The following is a 19,510-nucleotide window of genomic DNA, read 5'->3' on the forward strand; positions in this document are numbered from 1 at the left end:
AGAGCTCCGGCATCACTGGCCCCTGGGCGGCGTAGCCCGCCTCGACGCTCGGCCTTCGCCGGAGCCCACCAGTCCTCGTGCTCGCGGTACCACTCGATGGTGGCGGCCAGGCCCGCCTCGAAGTCCGGGTAGGCCGGCTCCCAGCCGAGCTCGCTCGCGCAGCCGGGTGGCGTCGATCGCGTAGCGCAGGTCGTGCCCGGCCCGGTCGGTGACGAAGTCGAAGTCGTCGCTGTCCCGGCCGCACAGCCGCAGGACCGCCCGGACGACCTCCAGGTTGGACTTCTCGCCGTCGGCGCCGATCAGGTAGGTCTCCCCGATCGTGCCGCGCTGCAGGATCGCCCAGACCGCCGAGGAGTGGTCGGCCGGCGTGGATCCAGTCCCGCACGTTCGCGCCCGGCGCCGTAGACCTTGGGCCGCCCGCCCGTCGAGCACGTTGGTGATCTGGCGGGGGATGAACTTCTCGATGTGCTGCCACGGGCCGTAGTTGTTGGAGCAGTTGCTGATCGTGGCCCGCACGCCGAACGAGCGCACCCACGCGCGCACCAGGTGGTCGGCGCCCGCCTTGGACGCGGAGTAGGGGCTGGACGGGTCGGTAGGCCGTGTGCTCGGTGAACCGCTCGCGGGTCGTCCAGCTCGAGGTCGCCGTAGACCTCGTCGGTGGAGATGTGGTGGAACCGGACGTCGTGCTCCCGGACCGCCTCGAGCAGGGTGAAGGTGCCGACGATGTTGGTCTGCACGAAGGGCGCCGGGTCGCCGCAGGCTGTTGTCGTTGTGGGACTCGGCGGCGAAGTGCACGACCGCGTCGTCCGGCCCCGACAAGCGCTCACCAGCTCGCCCACCACGGCGCGCGTCGCGCGACGTCGCCCACGACCACGGTCGACCCGCTCCGCGGGCAACCCCTCGAGGGCGGCCGGCGATGCGGCATACGTCAGCTTGTCCAGGACGGTCACGTGCGCGTCGGTGTGCGCGAGCACGTGGTGGACGAAGTTGGAGCCGATGAACCCGGCCCCCCCGGTCACCAGGAGTCGTTGCATGGCGCGCATCGTACTTGACTATCTACTGACTAAACAGAGAGTGACTACTAAGGTGTCCGTCATGCGTGGCATCCTCCTGGCCGGTGGCACCGGCTCCCGACTCCATCCGATCACCCTGGGCGTCGAGCAAGCAGCTGGTCCCGGTCTACGACAAGCCGATGGTCTACTACCCGCTGTCAACGCTGATGCTGGCCGGGATCCGCGACATCCTGGTGATCACCACGCCGCACGACGCGCCTGGCTTCGAGCGGCTGCTGGGCGACGGGTCCCAGCTCGGCGTCTCGATCACGCTATGCCGCAGCAGCCCAGCCCGGACGGCATCGCGCAGGCCTTCCTGATCGGCGAGGACCACGTCGGCGGGCAGCGGCTGCGGCCTGGTGCTGGGCGACAACATCTTCTACGGCCCCGGGCTGGGCACCCAGCTGCGCCGCTTCCAGGACCTCGACGGCGCCGCCGTCTTCGGCTACCGCGTGGCCGACCCGACCGCATACGGCGTCGTCGAGTTCGACGAGGACGGCACGCGCCGTCTCCCTCGAGGAGAAGCCGGCCCGCGCCCAAGAGCCCGTATGCCGTGCCCGGCCTCTACTTCTACGACGCCACGCGTGACCGAGCGCGCGCAGGCCCTGCGGCCGTCCGCGCGCGGGGAACTGGAGATCACCGACCTGAACCGCACCTACCTGGACGAGGGCGGCCCTCCAGGTGGAGGTGCTCCCGCGCGGCACCGCGTGGCTGGACACCGGCACCTTCGACTCACTCAACGACGCCTCGAACTACGTGCGCACCCTCGAGGCCCGGCAGGGCGAGAAGATCGGCTGCCCCGAGGAGGTGGCCTGGCGGATGGGCTTCCTCAGCGACGACGAGCTGCGCCGAGCGCGCCGAGCCACTGCGCAAGTCCGGGTACGGGCAGCTACCTGCTCGACCTGTTGGGGTCAGCCCAGACCTGAGCGAGGGTCCTGTCTCCGCCGGAAATAGGACCCTCGCGCCAGCCGGACTTGCGTTTGGGGGCAGAGGTCAGTCGATGAACGCTCCCAGATGCCTCGTGCCGGCGGGAACTCCGATCAGGTCTGCGACAGAACTAGGGATCTCGATGGCCACGCTGGGGATGGCGTCGACCACCGAGCCGGTCGGGCTGCCGTCTTGGTGCACTGCTTCGCCGCCCTCCAGGGCCAGGGAACGGGCTTCCTGCCCGGTGCCGGACTTGAAGGCGGGCAACGTCGTGAAGATGTCGGGGTTCCCCGAACCTTGCGACCAGACGGTGAGCCATGTCGGCTCGCTCACGGCGTCTCGTTGATAGACGTTGCCGTTGGCGGTGACCTCCATGTCCTCCGCCGTGAACTCTCCGGAGTAGTCCTCGACGCAGAGGAGGCAGTTGCCCGTGGTGCCGGCGACGATGTTGTTGCGCACGGTGACGGGTCCGTTGATCCACGGCATCGTGGGGTCCGGGAAGGGCTGCCGGTAGTCGTGGCCGTAGTCATCGGGGTTGTCGCCGCGGCGTGCATCTTGGACGATGTTCAACGGTCGCCCGTTGTCGGCCAGCGTGTTGTTCCAGATCGTCACTTCGCTGGTGTTGTTCACCTTGATGCCGTTGCGGCCATTGTTCTGGATGAGGTTGCCGGCAACGGTCGCCAAGCGCAGAGATCTCGAGCGACAGACCGTGCCCTTCGTTGTCTCGCACAACACTATTGATGACTTCGATGTCGTAGACCGATGCGTCCACCCAGAACCCGGGACCATCATTTCCTGCAAAGACAGCGTTGGTCAGACTGACACCCCGCGACCGGGCGAACTTGAAGCCGCCGGATACGGGAGCCTGGTTAAAGTGCTCCACATTGTTGTCGGACGCGATCACGTGGGTGCCCGTGAATTCATCCGCCTTGTTTCCTCCGATTCCCAGGAGGCCATTGCGTTCTACCGTAACGCGATTCACGGTGGCATCCGACGCAAAGACACCGAGACCGGTCGTCGAGTTGTCCGTTACGAACAGGTTCTCCACCGTGGCGCCCGGACTCTCCAGCGTGATCGTGCCCATGTGGGGGACCGAGGGCGCGAACCGGCGGACACCGAAGCCCCGCAGGGTCACTCCCGAAGCCCGGATCTCCATGGCCCGCGCGAGATTGCTGGCCCGGACCGCCTTCCCCGACGGGTCGGAGCCGAGGTACAGGCGGTCGGTGTCGTAGTCGACGAAGAACGTGCCCGGGACCACCTGGCCCAGGGTCTCCACCTGCGCCTGTGCCTCGCCGTCGATCCACACCTGGTCCGGGTGGGCCGCCATGGGGAAGTCCGGGTTGATCCACCGCCACCCGTCCTCGGTGCCGTCTGGCGCGTCCCATTCGAACGTCGGGCTGGAGTCGAACTCGTACGTCCACCCGTCCGCACGCCAGATCGACCCGTCCTGGGTGAAGCCCGAAACCGGGATCGACCCGTCGAGCCAGACGGCCTCCCCGGGGTAGTTCTGGATCGTGACGGACTTGTAGACCGAGAAGCGCTCGTTGTAGGTGCCACCGCGCAGCACGATCGTGCTGCCATCCTGCGCCACGCTCAAAGCCTTCGTGACGGTGCGCAGGGGCGCGGACTCGCTGCCGGATGCGCTGTCGGAGCCGTCCGTGGCCACGAAGATCGCTCCGGACGGAACCGGGTACTCCGCTTCCCCGATGGGGAGCGCGCCGGTCGTCCCGATGGCGAGCTCGGGCAGGTCCGCCGGGGGGTCGACAAGGTCGGTCAGGGCTTGGAAGACGTCGGCACTCAGGCTACTCTCGCCGCCGACGACATACGTCTGGCCAGGGTCACGATCCTCCACGGTGGCGATGGCCGCAGAGTGAAGTTGCTGCGATGGAGTGAGCATCATCGGGGCGCCCTGATGGCCGGCCAACGCGGCACCCACCAGCGCGTCCGCGTATCCCTGCCCCGATGCCACGAAGAGCTGATCGCCGGCGGGGAACTTGAGGGCAATCTCCTGGGCCGTTGCGTAGCGGTTCGCACCAGCCAGACGTTGCACCGTCTTGCTCGATGAGTACGCAGCCGCCTCTTCGGCGACGGCTTCGGAGATCGCCTTGGTGCCACCGACCACGACGACCTGCTCCGGCGCCAGCCGTGTCAGCGCAGCCCTGGAAGAGTCAGACAGTTCCACTCCGTCGCTGAGTACGACCGGGGACTCATGGTGCCCGGCCAGCGCTGCAACAGCGAGCGCATCCGGGAAGTCGGCCCCGCTCGCCAGGTAGACACGCGCCGCCCCTGTCGGGTAAGTATCGGCCACCTTCGCCGCAGTCTCGTAGCGGTCGAGGCCAGCCAGCCTGCTGACCTCCCCCGATGTGGCGAACGCACTCAACGCCTCGGCCACCTCGTCCGAGACGGCCGCCGTCCCTCCGATGATGACGATGCGCCCGGGAGCGAGCCGGTCCAGCGCGTCGACGGTCGCCTCTGGCAGCGACTCCTGCTCCGTCAGCAGCACCGGCGACGCCGATGCGCCGGCACGGGCAGCGGCCGTCAGCGCATCCGGGAAGTCTCCGCCGCTGGCGACGTACAGTGTGCCGACCCCAGAGGCCCAGGACTCTGCGAGCTTCGCAGCGGTGGCATAACGGTCGACCCCTGACAGGCGGGTCACTTCACCATTGAGAGTCCCTTTGTCAGAAGGATTTTCGACTTCCGAGGGGCGCCCCTCTGCATTTGCCATTTGCGCAGTCAGCACCAAGGTTGCTGCGGCTAGCGTGGCAGTCAGACGGGCGCTCAGACTGCGTGTAACGTTCAGGTTACTTCTGGTCACAATGCTCCTTCTTGGTCGCACGTGACACTAAGCCAGAAGCAGCTACCGTGGGTTCAGAATCAGGTGGGGAACCCGCTTTCTGGCGGAAACATAGAAGAACCGTAATCGGCGTCCAAGTTTGATCGGCCGACTCGTTACTCAGACCGGGCTAAACCGAGGGGATTGCTTGAGAAACGCGTGTCTTGCCACCGAGGGGTTCAAGGCCTGCGGCTCGTCGCACCACCCGGCAAGTGTCCCATCCCCGCCTTGACCTGCGGTAGGGCTTTCCTCCAACCCAGAACGGCCCGCTTCGCCTGGCGCCGGGCAGCGAGGTAAACCACGTGCGCGGCGTAGGCAGCTGCTCCGGCTGGCGTCCGGGCGAGATAGACCTCAAACAACTCTCTGCGCCTGGCGCCGAAGTCAGCCTTGTAGGGCTCGTCGCCGACCGTTAAGTCAAGATAGGACTGCCCTCGATCGACCACGGCCGCAGCGAGCTGGTCCACGATGAGCAACCCCAACGAGCAGTTGCGATATCGGTCCAGGTCGTACCCAACCAGAACGTATACCTCACCTTCGGTCTCCATGAGATCCAGGGCCACGGCAGCCAGCTCTCCCCGCACCTCCAGCACCGTCAGGCGGCCAGGGCCGCGTCCCGCGACGCCATCGTGGGCGACCGCACGGTAGAACTCGTAGGCATAGGTCTCCTGGAGCAGGTCTTCTGCACCCATCTCTCGGAAGCGGGCGGCGCGGAACTCACGCAGGGCGAGCATGACACGGTCGACTTCCGCTGAGTCCGTGACTACACGGAGGCGATGCTCACCCTTGGGACGGAGGCGCTTGTACTTGCGACCGAGCGATCTGTTGAAGGAAGGATCCAGGCCCTCTCGCCACTCCAGCAGCCCTCCCCGGAGATCCACCACGTGAGCTCCATAGCTATGAGGTCGCGAACTGCCTCCGTCGATGAACGCAAGCACATCGTCAGGAGAGTCGGGCACCCGCTCGACCAGCATCAGGTCGAACTTTCCGAGGACGGACCGGAAGCGACCTGCCACCCTCGTCCGTGATTCACAGTCTTCGGCGAACTGTGGGTCGACCACCGGTCCCGCGTAGTCACAGACTCCCAGGTCTGCATACTCGATCCTTCTGATGAGGCCGCGGCGCCGCCGAACCAAGGGGAGGACCGCTAAAAGTTGCCCTTCAGCGCTTCGCACGGTAACGATGCACGGGGTAGCCCCGCGTCTCGGGGCTAGCGTCGCGTACAGGTGGTGCAGCCACACGCCGTCCTGGAACGAAGTTGCGTCGGACCGAGCGTGCAGGTCCCCATACTCCGAGCTGAGGAAGTCGAACTCGTCCTCCCGAGCCACCAGATAGTCGGAGCGATCGACGGAGTACTTCCGGCGGAGCCGAATCCTGGGTGAGAGGCGCGACCCGTCCACGACTTCCAGTCCCTCTACAGCGTTCAGCGTGTGTAACCGTCTTCCCGGCCATTGGGACCCCGGCTCCAACGTAGAGATCACTTGCTGCTCAAAGGCGTCGTCGTCCAGACCTCGTCACCTCGGCGATGGCAATGGCAGCCCCATAGCCCGCGACGACAGTCCTGGACCGGCCGGAGAAGGCGCCCATCAAGGCTGACGACGCGACCTGCCGGTCGCGCACTGGCGATGTCAACCAGCACCGGGTTGGCCCGATGTGGCACCCAGGGTCCGCGGATATCCGCAGCAGACCAGAGGTACAGACTGTCCGAAAAGGACCCGGCGCCACGCACCGTAGCGCTCAACCACCACCGCCCGTCGTGAAAAAAGGGCGTGGCGTCGCTTGCCTCCAGCCCTTCGAGCAGGACTGCCTCTCGCTCCCACGCATCCGGAAAGCGGACCGCACGGAAGAGTTCCACCGTGCCTGCTCCGGAGGTCTCCGGAATCATCCAGACCTGGTTATCGTGCTCGAAGCACGAAGGGGTACGACAAGTGCACATCGTGGCGCGAGGACTGGCCGTGGGGCGGCCCAACAGGCCTCCGATCGTCCCCATTCAGCGCACCGAGATGACGCCCTCTACCGACCCGGTGATCGAAGTCTTCGACGAAGACGAAGAGGCGACCGTCGTGTCTGATCGGGAAGGGTCGGCATAGAAGTGGTATCCGTCGTCTGGCAGGTCATACCACGGCCCTTTCGGCAAGTGCTCCGGTTTCAAGAGCCTCCGGACCCCCCACAGGCCGCCACCCGACCCGCCAGTGCGGTGCACGGTAGAAGGCTCGATACACGTAGCGGATCACGCCACCCGCTACTCGACGCGCTGCTAGGCCACCGAGTGACCTGGGTCTGCCCGGGCGCACCGTGGGGCGATCCGGAGCTGGCTGCGCAAACGCCTTGCCTGAGATTGCGTCGACGGTGAGGGTAACCACCCCGGCCGCGACGTCTGCCGACGGAAGATGCCAACAGGTCCGGGCGCTCAGTCCCAGGACGGCCGATCGCCTTCGTGACTCCTGAGTCATCCACGACGGTGACGGTCGGGAGCCTCCCCTCTCGAAGCGCCGACAATGCGGCCATCTCACCTAAGCCATCGTCGTAGCGAAACGGGACTGCTGCACGGGTAGGTGACAGGGTGGGTCAGGCTGCGTGAGCGGCCGGTGTGGTCATGATGGTCTCGTACTCGATGGGGGTCAATCGGCCGAGGGCGGTCCTGTCGGCGGCGGCGGTGGTAGGTGCGCTCGATCCAGGTGACGATCGCGAGTGCGCAGCTCCTCGCGGGTGGCCCAGCGTGCTGGCGGTCCAGGACGTTCTTCTGCAGCAGGGCGAAGAAGGACTCCATGGCGGCGTTGTCGCCGGCGCGCGCCGACCTGGCCCATCGAGCCGACCATGCCGTGGCGGCGCGAGGAGCCGCTGGACGTGCTTCCGGCTGCGAAATTGGGACGCCTCGGTCGGAGTGCAGGATCGCAGCCCGGCGACGTCACCGCGGCGGGCGACGGCGCTGCTCAGCGCGGTCGACGGCCAGGCGTGACTTCATCCGGGAGTCGATCGAGTAGCCCGACGATCCGGTTGGAGAAGACGTCCTTGATCGCGCACAGGTAGAGCTTGCCCTCGCCGGTGCGGTGCTCGGTGATGTCGGCCAGCCACAGCTGGTTCGGTGCCTGCGGCGGTGAAGTCGCGCTCGCACGCAGGTCGTCGTGCACCGGCGGGCCCGGGCTTCTTGCCGTTCTTGCCGCGCTTCTTGCCGAACGCGCGACCACCAGCCGTTGCTGTGAGCAGATCCGCCACGCGGTCCGCTCCGCACATCGTCCTGACCGGCGTCGCGGGCCTCGTCGGCCAGGTAGCCGGTAGCCGAACTCGGGGTCGTCGCGTGTGCGCGTCGAACAGGGCGTTGGCGCGGTAGGCGGCTCGCCAGCTCGGCGTCGGTGACCGGGTCGCGCGAGCCACCGGTAGTAGGGCTGGCGAGCGAGCTTGAGCACCCGGCACGTCACCGTGACGGGGATCCCGTCGCCGGCCAGCTCGCGGACGAGCGGGTAGACCATTTTCCCGGCAGGTTCGCCTGGGACAGGTAGGCCGCGGCGCGGCGCAGGACCTCGTTCTCCTGCTCCAGCAGCCGGATCCGCTTCTTGGCCTCGCGCAGCTCGGCGTTCTCGGCCGCGGTCGGTCCCGGGCCGGGCGCCGTCGTCGACGTCGGCCTGCGCGCATCCAGTTGCGCAGACACGACTCGGCGATGCCGAAGTCGGCGGCGATCTGCTTGATCGTCATGTCCAGGCTCACGGTTCCGAGCGACGCGCACGACGTCGTCGCGGAACTCCTGGGGATAGGGCTTGGGCACGGTGCACATCCTTCCAGCGACGCCTCGCAGCGCCACAGATCAGATGTCACCTACCCGTGCAGCAGTCCCAACCACCCAACTACCTGGTTCGGGGGCCTCCGACAGATCGAGAACGACATCGGCACTGGTCCGGTTCGCCGCGCCGTTGATCCAGACACCCCGGAGATCGTCTGGCTCCAGGAGGCCCGGCCCGAGTCGGTACAGCGCCCTTTCCAAGCGCAGCAGACGTTCGATCCTCCGGCCTGAGCGCCTGCGGGCTGACCTCTCCTCACGCACTCGGACACGGACTGACTCTCCGCAACTTGCCTCAATCCGCTCGGCAAGCAGGCGGTGCCAGCGCCTCTGAGCCCCGGCATCGAGCACGATCTCCACACTCACGCATCCTCCGGTCCGCCAAGCTACCGAGGCACGGATGCCGGGGCTGCTGGCTGACAGTCCTCTCGCGTCACCAAGAAATGTCCCACTTCTTGCCAAAAAAGTAAAGTACAAGTAAAGTTCGAGCGACGCTCAGTGACACCCGGCGCCCTCACCCGCGCCACGTCCCCCAGAGGAGTGCCTGTGAAGAGCCTCGGCTCACTCCGCCGCCCGACCCCAGACCTCATCCGGGGATACGCCCCCGGCGTGTTTGACATGTTCCACGTCGGCCACCTCAACGTCATCAACAGCGCGCGGCTCGCACTGCGACGAACTCATCGTCGGCGTGGTGACAGACGAGGTGGTGGAGCGCGTCAAGGGCCGGCCCACCCGTTGTGCCGCTCGCCGAGAGCGCATGGAGGTCGTGGCGGCCATCCGCGGGAGTCGATCGTGTCGTGATCGACGCCCACGGCGACAAGTTCGACTCGTGGCGCGAACTCCGGTTCGACGTGATCTTCAAGGGTAACGACTGGGCTGGGACGCCCAAGGGAGAGAAGATTGGAGCACGACCTGGCTGCGGTGGGCGCTCGCGTGCACTACTTCCCCTACACCCGGCACACCTCGAGCACTCTACTCCGGCAGGCACTCGACCCTGACCCTTGCCAGCGCCACGCGGCCTCGACCCCGCTCGCGCGGTCTCCTGACGTGCCACGCATCGGCAGCGCTGCACGTCGCCAGACGAGCAGTCGGCGAGCAAGGCTCAAGATCTCGTTGACGATTCAGGTAAAGTTTGCGTAAGGTGTCGTGGCATGCTTCCGCACTGACTCAAGGGGGTCGCCTACACGTGTTCTCCGTGCCACCGGACCCGGCCCGACCTCGAGTCGGCGACCACTTCAAGCAGTAACGAGGCCGATGACCACCCCAGTGAGCGCGCACCGCCACTGTCCACATCCTCGGCACTCACGGCGTGCCCGGCGGCGTACGGCGGGTTTCGAGACGGCTGCCCAGCACGTCGGCCTCCACCTTGCCTCCGCCGGTTGGCAACGTCGTCGTGCACTGCCAGGTGCCTGGTCGAGGCGCACGTTTCGACGGACGACGTGGCGTGGACTGACCCGGAGTCCTCATTCCCGAGCACCGCCCGGGCTGGCTCGGCACTGCGAGTTTCGACCGCAAGTCGATCGCACACGTGCTGCGCGGTCCCGGCGCGACGTCGATGTGTGCCTGACGTTCGGATACAACACCGGCGTCTTCAACGTCGCCCAGCGCCTCCTGGGGATACCCAACGTAATCAACATGGATGGCATGGAGTGGACCCGCGCTCGATGGGGACTCGCCAGGCAGGGGATCCTTCTGGCAAACGAGCGATTCGCTGGCCTTGTCGGAAACATCCTGATCGCTGACCACCCCGTGATCGGGGACTATCTGGGCCGCCACTTCGGTCGACGACGGGTCCGTACGGTGACCTACGGCGCCCCAGCGGTCGTTGAGCGCCCAAACTCAACCCGTCCTGGACCTGGGTTTGGAGCCGGGCAACTACGCCACGATGATCTGTCGGCCCATCCCAGAGAACTCCATCCTCGAGATCGTCAACGCCTGGTCGAGGACGCATCGTGGTCTCCCGCTCGTCGTGCTAGGCAACTACTCCGAGGCGGACGAGTACCAGGCGCAGGTCCTGCAGCGCGGCGTCGGACGAGGTGCGCTTCGTGGGGGCGATCTACGACGAAGCCGTGGTCTCAGCGCTCCGATTCCACAGCCGCGTCTACCTACACGGCCACACGGTGGGTGGCACCAACCCCTCCCTCGTCGAGGCGCTCGGGGCAGGCAACCCGGTACTCGCCCACAAGAACGCCTACAACTCCTGGGTCGCTGGCGACGCCGGTCGATACTTCGCGGATGCCGACGAACTCGGCCGTTGTCCTGGACGAAGTACTGGACGACGAGTTGGGCCTGAAGCACATGTCGTCTTCGGCCAGGTCGCGGTTCGAGCAGGAGTTCACCTGGTCCCGGATCGGCGACCAGTATGCCCAGGCCCTCTTGGACGCCATGAGCGGCCGCCGGCGCAAGCAACAAACACCGCAATGACATCCGCGAAGGGCAGGCATCATGATCAACGTTGGCGTGGTGGGACTTGGCAAGATGGGACTTTCGCACCTTGCGATGCTCAGGCCCCACCCCGAGGTGGTCGTCACCGGCGTCTGCGACCCCACGAAGTACGTTGTGGACATCCTCGGGAAGTACACTGGCGTGCCAACGTTCACGGACTACGAGCGCATGCTCGATGAGGCCGAACTGGACGCCGTCGTGATCGCCACCCCGTCCCGACTCCACGCACCTATGGTCGAGGCCGCCTTGGAGACGAGGGCTACACGTCTTCTGCGAGAAGCCGCTGTTCCTCAACCCCATGGACGGTCAACGGCTCACGCAGATCGCCGAGCAGCGCGGCCTCGTCACGCAGGTCGGCTACCACAACCGTTTCGTCGCATCGTTTGCCGAGGCGAAGCGGCTGATCGGCCTGAGGGCGATCGGTGAACCTACCTTCGCGCTGGCGGAGGCCTACGGCCCGGTCGTGCTCAAGGCTGAGGGTCGGTCGTGGCGCTCCCGCAACACCGAGGGCGGAGGCTCTCTCTACGACTACGCGGCCCACCCTCTGGACCTGCTCACGTGGTACCTCGGTCCGGCCGACTCGGTCGGCGGGAGTCGTCTCGGACAGGTCTTCTCACGGGAAACCGACGACACTGTGGCCGCGAGCCTAGGCTTCGGCTCCACCAGCGCCTTGCTGTCCATCAACTGGTCTGACGAGTCCCAGCGCAAAATGACCACGAAGATCACCATCTGGGGGACCCACGGCCGCCTGTACGTCGACCGCCAAGAGATTCAGGTGTACCGCCGGCAGGGCGCTCCTCCCATCGAGAACTACGACGCCGGTTGGACCGTCCGCTACACCACCGACCTGACTCCCGCGCCGTGGTTCTACGTCCGCGGGGAGGAGTACAGCGCGCAGCTCGACGCGTTTATCGACCGGGTAGTCCACCGCCGTACGGACGGCATCAACACGTTTGCGACCGCAAATGTTACGGATCAGGTCATCGCGATGATCGCGAAGGACGCGACCTCGGACGCCCCTTCCGTCGAGGGTGCACCGACCCTTCAACCTGTGCTCCTGCCAACGAACAGCACGCCGTCGCAATCTGTCAGAGTTCGGGCGCACGCGCTCCTCACCCGAGCACGCTCTGGCGCCCATGACCTGCGCGTGCGACTGCTCAATACCCGACGAACCCGCAGGAACTGGAGTGACGCAGCATGACCGCCACCGCGACACAGCCAAACGCCACGATCGATCGACTGCTCTTCGGCGACAACCAGTTCTTCGGTGTTAACCACATGTCGGAGGAGAAGGCTCGCGCCCAACAGATGCGGTTCCAATGCCTGGACGCGGTCCTGAACGTCCTCGACTCCGCCAATCAGGCGGGGGTTCGCACCTTCATGTGCACAACCCACGATCGCGTTGCGGACATCTGCGAAGTGGCACGGGCAGACCCCGCACGCTTCGGAGCCCTGCAGTTCATGCCCTCGATGCCCTATGCCCACAAGTACGCGAACGCCGTCACGGATGATGGTTTCCTGGGCGCGGTCCGACGGTTCCTCCCCCAAGAGGGCCTCCTGGACGCCGCGGCTCGTGGGAGCAAGTCGATTGCGCGCAAGGACATCGACGGCATCGCCACTCTGCTCATCGACGCCGAGATGAAGATGTTCGAGGGTCTACCCACCCCTGTGATCTGGCTGCAGAACGTCGTCGTCGACCTGCTGCTGGGCCTGGGGATGCACGACCCGCTCCGGACCTTTGCGGACCACGTCCAGTCGCGTTACGGGGCGGAGCCCGGCTTCATCACCATGAACCTCCCGCTCCTGCTCGACGGACTAGATTCGGTCGGGATCGACAACCCGCTCGTGTGCTCGAACATCAACAAACTCGGCTTCCGGATGCACGGAGGAGTCGACGCCTACGTCGACGCCCTCACCAACCGCCGCTTCCGGGCGGTCGCCATGTCGGTCTTTGCCTCCGGCGCCATCCCCGCCCGGGAGGCAATCGAGTGGGTGTGCGAGCTGCCCAACCTTGAATCCATAGTCTTCGGCGCCTCCAGCCGGGCCAACATCGAGAGCACCGTAAACCTGGTCCATGAGTGTTGGGGAACATGAGCACCGCACCCAGTCAGACCGACTCGCTGTCCAGCACTTACCGCCGCCTGGCCAGTGCTCAGAAGAACTCAGCCGGCGTCGCGCTGTACTCCCGTTGGGTGAACCGGCCTTTGGGCCGCCTCTTCGCGGTCCTCGCGTTCCGCCTCGGCATGTCACCGAACCAGGTGACGGCTGTGAGCGCCGCATTCACCTTCGGCGGGATCATCCTGCTCGCGGGAATGCCGCCGTCATGGACGCTCGCCGTGTCGGTCACGGCACTGCTGGTGCTTGGCTACGCCCTCGACTCGGCCGACGGCCAGGTTGCGCGGTTACGTGGCGGAGGTCGCCCCTCGGGCGAATGGCTGGACCATGTCATCGACGCTGCCAAGGCAGTGACCCTCCACCTGGCTGTGCTGATCCACTGGTACCTGTACCTGGATCTGCCATCCGCGTCGCTCCTGATTCCACTCGCCTTCGCGGTGGTCAGTTCTACCTGGTTCTTTGCCGAGATTCTGACCCAGATGCTCGAACGACTCCACCCGAGCGCGGATGCTCCACCGCGTGCGAGACCGCGGTTTCAACCGCTCCTTGCGCTGCCCGCCGATCACGGGGTCCTCTCGCTGACATTCATCCTCCTAGCGGTGTCTGACGCGTGGGCTCTGGTCTACTCCGCACTCGCCTTCATCAACTCCGCCATGTTGCTCCGCCAGTTGCATAGTTGGTACAAGAGAGTGAACACATTGGCGCGGACGCCCACTGGGCCCCCAGGGTGGGACGCCTCGCCTTCCGGACGTGAGGCAACGACTCAATGAAACCAGCCCAGGTGTCGGCGTCGGACGTCGAACATCCCGGGCACCCACACGGACGACTTAGCTTTGTCGCTGTCCTCCTGATGGTGGTCGCTACGGTCAGTTGGCGGCGGGGGGTCTACTTCGATGGCGGACTAGACCCGGTCGTGGCGGGCAAAGCATTTCTCAGCCTGGTCGCGTTGGCCCTCGCGTGGTTCGCACGTCAGGCGTGCCGGGCCCCACGTCCCCTCGGCGGTCGCACCTTCTGGCTCCTCACGATCTACCTGACGATCGCAACCTTCGGCGGCTACGCAGCCGGCCAGGTCCTCCCCGCGTTCATCTTGTCGCTGCGGCTCATGATCCTAGGCGTCACGACTATTCTGCTTGTACGGACGTTCCCACTCGAGCGCCTCTTTCGGGACCTGATGGTTGCGCTCTTGTCGGTTGGTCTTCTCGCTGCCGCCACCGGCCTGCCGAGTTATCCAGCAACCGGCCGCCTTTTCGGGGGAGTTCCCCCCCTGCATGCCAACGAGATAGCACTCCTACTCGGCATCCCCCTGATCGGCCTGGCCTGGCTCCAGTTGCAAGACATGGGAAAGACCAGGCACATCGTCCTGATCCTGGCTGCTCTCGCTGGCATTTGGCTCACCGGTTCGAGGACCGGCCTCGCGGCCGTCGTCGTGGCGGTGGCAATCATGTTCCTGCAGGCACGCCGAATGAACGCAGTGCTCGCCGTCAGCACCGCAGCCACAGTCCCGCTCGCGGTCTACCTCGTGTTCGCCAGCGAAGCTCTCACTGGCTACGTCCAGCGTGGGGGGAGCGGCAACGTCACGACGCTCAGCTCGCGGACTATTGCTTGGTCCGCGGCGTGGTCCTTCCCCGAAGATGCCTGGGCCCGCTGGATGGGAAGCGGACTGTCACAGAAGCTCATCCCGGTGAAGGGGCAGTGGTGGGACTCGCAGTTGCTCGACAGCACCTGGGTCTCCGCTCTAGTCCAGGCCGGACTCTTGGGGGTTCTGATCCTCGTGTTGTGGCTCGCCTTCGCCCTCGGGTCGAGTCTCGCCAGCCCCCCACGGGCGCGCATGCTGTTCAGCGCACTCGTGTGCTTTCTCCTCCTGCGAAGTATCCTGGAGAGCGGCCTACTCGACAGTACCCCCGAGTTCCTGACCCTGATGCTGGTCTCCCTAGGCAGCGACTCGAAGACCCGTAGTGGTTGGGCTCCCCCAGTCGATCAGGCAGCTCCCGATGCTGTACGGGCGGACTATTGATGCAGCCCGCGGCGAGCCAGAGTCGGAGTCACCCTAGCCGCGCGACGGGCCTGCTGCTTGTCTTCGACCCGCGCAGTACGAGCAGGCGCATCCCGAGTCCTCCGACAAGTGTTGCGGCGCACAGGATGTAGGGAATGAGTTCCACCGGGAGACCGGCCAGAAGCAACACAAGTGTTGCCACGAAAGAAACCGCCGCCTCCACAAGGCGGATCACCAAGACGCCGACGTGATGCCCACGTACAGCACCCAACTGGCCGTAGGGTGTACTCATGGCCGTTGCGGCCGCGAAGGCAGCCCACCCCCCGACCGCCACGACCGAAACCTCGTAGTGCCCACCCGTCAGAAGTGGGGCCAACCACGGGAGAGTCAGCATCCCGGCACCGCAGATCGCGCAGACGGCCAACAAGAGAAGGACGACGTTGCGGTCCACTCTAGGGATCTGCGTTCGGATCGGGACGGACCGGTCTACCGCGTAGCCGGCAAAGAGCACCGCGCTGACACCGGTCACAACGATCATGGCGGGAGCCATGTAGATCCGTGCGGCCTCTAGTTCCCCGGCAGCTGCAAGGGATGCCAGGGTTACGCAGGCAACCCGGACGCCCGCAAGCAGACTCGGCCGTACGACCTGTTGCGTTGCCCGCCAGGTCCCGTACTTGGCTACGGCCCGCCAGTTCGGGACTACTCCACGGCGCAACCCACTTCTCAACAGCCGGTAACAGGCGCAGACCGACCAGTGTGCCCGAACAGTTGCCCGAATGCCATGCCAAGCAGTATGTCTGCCAGATCTACACGTCCTGACACCAGATACGCCCCGACAATCCAACCCACCGATGCCACCAGTGCGGTCACATCGACAAACACGATCCTCCAGAAGGTCAGAGAGGCCATCGAGAAGTCGCCGTACGACGTCTTCGAGGAGGAAGGCGGTGGTGGCTAGGCCACACGCGATAGCGGTGCGCCAATTAAGAAACCCAATAGCCCAGCTTCCGGCACCCAACAGCCAACCCTAGGAGCACCGAGAGTCCGAACCAGTAGCTCTGGAGCGCGGATCGAATGTTCGTCTGGTGCCGGTCCAGCACGGTGAGCGAGTCGCCAACGAAACCACTGGTGATCGCTGTTGCCATCACGATAAAGGCGTAGAGGGCGGCGAATAGGCCGAGGCCCTCCACGCCGAGCAGTCGCGCGGCGAGTACCTGAAGAGTCAGGCTGGCCAGTGCCTGAGTGCCCTGTGCCGCGACCCCACCGAGCGCTTGCAGCCGTCGGCGTTGAGGTCGCCGTAGACCCCAACGCCGATCGGCTTCCGTGACGTCTCCCCAATGTCCTCACTCGCGGTTGAACATGGCGGCCGCAGCGGCCGCCGCAACCGTGATGGAGCCGATGTGGAGGTTGTCCCAGGATGCGGTGATTGGGTTGTTGGTGGATGACCCTGAGGCGTAGGACTTCAGGCCGATGGCGCCAGGTCCCTGCAAGGCATGGTGTGGTGTCGCTGGTCTGGACCTGCCATGCGGCGGGTTCAGGGGTGCCAGCTGCCCACACCTTGCCAGCGAGAGCGGTCGTGCCACTGCCTTCCACCACGAACCTCATGTGCAGGGTGTCCCCTGCCTGGGCGTTGATCGGCAATGCCTGGGTTGCGAGGATCGTTTGCCGCGCCGTTGAGGACCCGCACGAGCTGGACTTGGACACCAGTCGGGCATGACCCTGAGCAGTGAGGCGGTAGTCGCTCATTGCCAGTCCGACGGACGATCAGGCTGTTGTACACCCCTCCTCCAGTGGCAGCCTTGTCCAGCGCGACCTCAGCCGTTCCCTCCACATCAGCGGCGGAGACGGCGTTGAGATAGATCGTGGGACCAGAGCCAGGATTATTCATCGCGATGTGGCCCTTGCCGCCGCTGACCGAGATACACCGCCGAACTGCCTGCAGGTGTCCACGGTCCGCCCAGATCAGCAGTACCCAATCCACCCGTGACAGTGCGGTTGAACGTGTCCGTGACGAAGGTCTGCGCCACCGGGCGCAGCAGCCACCGTCACCTGTGCCGTGTGTCTCGTCGCTGGCACCGTCGTTATCGACGACCGTCAACGTGACCGTGTAGGTCCCGGCAGCCTCGTAGGTGTGCGAGGCAGTCACGCCAGCTCCGGTCTCACCATCACCGAAGCTCCCACAGGTAACTACTGATGGAACCATCCGGAGTCTTCCGAGTCCGAGGCGTCCACCGAGACCGTCAGGTTGTTCACCTGGTGCTCGAATGTCTGCTGTCGGAGCCTGGTTCGCCGGCGGCGGGGACTCCACCGTGACCTCCTTGGTCACCGAGTCCGTAACTCCAGCATCGTCGGTCACCGTCAGCTCGACCGTGTACGTCCCAGCAGCCTCGTAGGTGTGCGAGGTCACCTCGCCACTGCCCTCCGAGCCGTCACCGAAGTCCCAGTCAAAGTCAACGATCGCGCCGTCGGGGTCAGTAGACGCAGACCCGTCAAGGCTGACCGTCAGCCCTGCTGCCGACCAGTCGAAGTCCGCCTCCGGTGCCTGGTTGACCGGCGGGGCCGTCACCACGACAGGCTGGCTCGTAGTGCCGGTCGCACCATCGTTGTCAGTCACCGTCAACGTGACCGTGTAGGTCCCGGCCGCGGCATAGGTGTGGGAGTCGGTAACCCCCTCACCTCCGTTGCCGTCACCGAAGTCCCACTCATAGGACTCGATCGTGCCGTCGGTGTCGGTCGAGTCCGCGCCGTCGACGGAGACCGTCAGCCCGTTGGCAGCCACGGTGAACCCGGCCTGGGGGGCCTGGTTCACCGGCGGCTCGGTCACCGTGACCGACTCCGAGATGCTGTCCGACGCCCCATCATCATCAGTGACCGTCAGCTCGACCGTGTACGTCCCAGCCGCGGCGTAGGTGTGCGAGGTCACCGCATCGCTAGAGGTCGTCCCGTCACCGAAGTCCCACTCATACGACACGATCGAACCATCAGGATCAGAGGACGACAGCCCGTCGACCGACACCATCAGGTGCTCCACCGAGTGGGTGAACGCAGCCTCCGGCGCCTGGTTGGGCGGCGCAGCCTGCACCGCAACATCCTGGGACACACTGTGCACCGCACCGTCATCATCCGTGACCTGCAAGGTCACCTCATACGTCCCGGCAGCGGCATACGTGTGCCCGACCGTCACACCAGAACCGACCTCACCATCACCGAAGTCCCACTCATAGGACACGATCGAACCATCGTCATCCGCTGACCCCGACGCATCGAAACTAGCCTGCAGGAAGGTCGTGTCCACCTCAAACGCAGCCACCGGCGCCTGATTCGCCACCACCGCCACGCTCTTAGTCACCGCATGAGTCGCACCATCGTCATCAACGACCTCCAACTCAACCTGGTACGTCCCCGACGACGCATACACATGCGACGGACTCACACCAGAACCAGTCGACCCATCACCAAAGTCCCACCGGTACTCCACAACCGACCCGTCCTCATCACTCGAGGCCGAACCATCGAACGACACCGACAAGTGATCCGCCACAAACCCAAACTCCGCCACCGGCGACACATTCTCATCGCCTGGCTCCTCCGGCTCCTCACCACCACCCGGTTCCCCACCGATGGAGCCGATGTGGAGGTTGTCCCAGGATGCGGTGATTGGGTTGTTGGTGGATGACCCTGAGGCGTAGGACTTCAGGCCGATGGCGCCAGGTCCCTGCAAGGCAGGTGTGGTGTCGCTGGTCTGGACCTGCCATGCGGCGGGTTCAGGGGTGCCAGCTGCCCACACCTTGCCAGCGAGAGCGGTCGTGCCACTGCCTTCCACCACGAACCTCATGTGCAGGGTGTCCCCTGCCTGGGCGTTGATCGGCAATGCCTGGGTTGCGAGGATCGTTTCCGCGCCGTTGAGGACCCGCACGAGCTGGACTTGGACACCAGTGGGCATGACCCTGGCAGTGAGGCGGTAGTCGCTATTGCCAGTCCGACGGACGATCAGGCTGTTGTACACCCCTCCTCCAGTGGCAGCCTTGTCCAGCGCGACCTCAGCCGTTCCCTCCACATCAGCGGCGGAGACGGCGTTGAGATAGATCGTGGGACCAGAGCCAGGATTATTCATCGCGATGTGGCCCTTGCCGCCGCTGACCGAATACACCGCCGAACTGCCTGCAGGTGTCCACGGTCCGCCCAGATCAGCAGTACCCAATCCACCCGTGACAGTGCGGTTGAACGTGTCCGTGACGAAGGTCTGCCCACCGGGCGCAGCAGCCACCGTCACCTGTGCCGTGGTCTCGTCGCTGGCACCGTCGTTATCGACGACCGTCAACGTGACCGTGTAGGTCCCGGCAGCCTCGTAGGTGTGCGAGGCAGTCACGCCA

Annotated in this window: 12 protein-coding genes and 4 pseudogenes; 7 read left to right on the forward strand and 9 right to left on the reverse strand. The window is 65.6% G+C overall.

Going from position 1 to position 19,510, the window contains the following annotated elements; translation table 11 throughout:
* Positions 1-12 precede the first annotated feature (12 nt).
* A complete protein-coding gene (locus AC1QRC_RS00110) occupies positions 13-795 on the reverse strand; it encodes a GDP-mannose 4,6-dehydratase (RefSeq protein WP_484206702.1) in 783 nt (260 codons plus the stop codon).
* Positions 690-1,043, reverse strand: a pseudogene (locus tag AC1QRC_RS00115) (NAD-dependent epimerase/dehydratase family protein); the annotation flags it as partial. The pseudogene AC1QRC_RS00115 and the gene AC1QRC_RS00110, both read right to left, overlap by 106 nt.
* A gap of 149 nt (positions 1,044-1,192) precedes the next feature.
* On the opposite strand from AC1QRC_RS00115, the pseudogene AC1QRC_RS00120 reads away from it, so the two are divergent.
* A pseudogene (locus tag AC1QRC_RS00120) lies at positions 1,193-1,978 on the forward strand (sugar phosphate nucleotidyltransferase).
* A gap of 67 nt (positions 1,979-2,045) precedes the next feature.
* On the opposite strand, the gene AC1QRC_RS00125 reads toward AC1QRC_RS00120, so the two are convergent.
* The 5 genes and pseudogenes from AC1QRC_RS00125 to AC1QRC_RS00145 form a co-directional block, all read right to left on the reverse strand.
* Positions 2,046-2,549, reverse strand: coding sequence for a hypothetical protein (locus AC1QRC_RS00125; protein WP_484204876.1), 504 nt, complete (start codon positions 2,547-2,549; stop codon positions 2,046-2,048).
* Positions 2,506-4,635 (reverse strand): cell wall-binding repeat-containing protein, encoded by a 2,130-nt coding sequence (locus AC1QRC_RS00130; RefSeq protein WP_484204877.1) that lies wholly within the window; start codon positions 4,633-4,635, stop codon positions 2,506-2,508. Before AC1QRC_RS00130 ends, AC1QRC_RS00125 begins: the two co-directional genes overlap by 44 nt.
* Positions 4,636-4,991: 356 nt before the next feature.
* Entirely contained in the window at positions 4,992-6,209 is a 1,218-nt protein-coding gene (locus AC1QRC_RS00135) for a GNAT family N-acetyltransferase (protein ID WP_484204878.1), read from the reverse strand.
* A gap of 77 nt (positions 6,210-6,286) precedes the next feature.
* The gene (locus AC1QRC_RS00140; protein ID WP_484204879.1) at positions 6,287-6,799 is read right to left on the reverse strand and encodes a glucosamine inositolphosphorylceramide transferase family protein; all 513 of its coding nucleotides are present in this window, start codon (positions 6,797-6,799) and stop codon (positions 6,287-6,289) included.
* Positions 6,800-7,377: 578 nt separating this feature from the next.
* Positions 7,378-8,572: pseudogene (locus AC1QRC_RS00145) on the reverse strand (IS3 family transposase).
* A gap of 2,247 nt (positions 8,573-10,819) precedes the next feature.
* Here AC1QRC_RS00145 and AC1QRC_RS00150 point away from each other — a divergent pair.
* The 6 genes and pseudogenes from AC1QRC_RS00150 to AC1QRC_RS00175 all read left to right on the forward strand — a co-directional run bounded on the left by AC1QRC_RS00150 (position 10,820) and on the right by AC1QRC_RS00175 (position 15,158).
* A complete protein-coding gene (locus tag AC1QRC_RS00150; RefSeq protein WP_484204880.1) occupies positions 10,820-11,008 on the forward strand; it encodes a glycosyltransferase in 189 nt (62 codons plus the stop codon).
* Between the two features lie 75 nt (positions 11,009-11,083).
* Positions 11,084-11,218: pseudogene (locus tag AC1QRC_RS00155) on the forward strand (hypothetical protein); the annotation flags it as partial.
* Between the two features lie 109 nt (positions 11,219-11,327).
* The gene (locus AC1QRC_RS00160; protein WP_484204881.1) at positions 11,328-12,230 is read left to right on the forward strand and encodes a Gfo/Idh/MocA family protein; all 903 of its coding nucleotides are present in this window, start codon (positions 11,328-11,330) and stop codon (positions 12,228-12,230) included.
* Positions 12,227-13,123: a hypothetical protein gene (locus AC1QRC_RS00165; protein WP_484204882.1), complete on the forward strand. Its 897-nt coding sequence runs from the start codon at positions 12,227-12,229 to the stop codon at positions 13,121-13,123. Before AC1QRC_RS00160 ends, AC1QRC_RS00165 begins: the two co-directional genes overlap by 4 nt.
* Positions 13,120-13,914 carry a CDP-alcohol phosphatidyltransferase family protein gene (locus AC1QRC_RS00170; protein WP_484204883.1) on the forward strand — a complete coding sequence of 265 codons (795 nt, stop codon included), beginning with the start codon at positions 13,120-13,122 and terminating at the stop codon, positions 13,912-13,914. The genes AC1QRC_RS00165 and AC1QRC_RS00170 overlap by 4 nt, the downstream gene beginning before the upstream one ends.
* A gap of 11 nt (positions 13,915-13,925) precedes the next feature.
* The gene (locus AC1QRC_RS00175) at positions 13,926-15,158 is read left to right on the forward strand and encodes an O-antigen ligase family protein (protein ID WP_484204884.1); all 1,233 of its coding nucleotides are present in this window, start codon (positions 13,926-13,928) and stop codon (positions 15,156-15,158) included.
* A 28-nt stretch (positions 15,159-15,186) separates the two neighbouring features.
* Here AC1QRC_RS00175 and AC1QRC_RS00180 read toward each other — a convergent pair whose 3' ends face one another.
* Both AC1QRC_RS00180 and AC1QRC_RS00185 read right to left on the reverse strand, forming a co-directional pair.
* Positions 15,187-15,675, reverse strand: a complete 489-nt coding sequence (locus tag AC1QRC_RS00180; protein ID WP_484204885.1) for a hypothetical protein — start codon at positions 15,673-15,675, stop codon at positions 15,187-15,189.
* A 996-nt stretch (positions 15,676-16,671) separates the two neighbouring features.
* Complete coding sequence (locus tag AC1QRC_RS00185) at positions 16,672-19,506, reverse strand: PKD domain-containing protein (RefSeq protein ID WP_484204886.1); 2,835 nt, start codon at positions 19,504-19,506, stop codon at positions 16,672-16,674.
* Positions 19,507-19,510 lie beyond the last annotated feature (4 nt).

Source organism: Ornithinicoccus sp. (assembly GCF_057176825.1).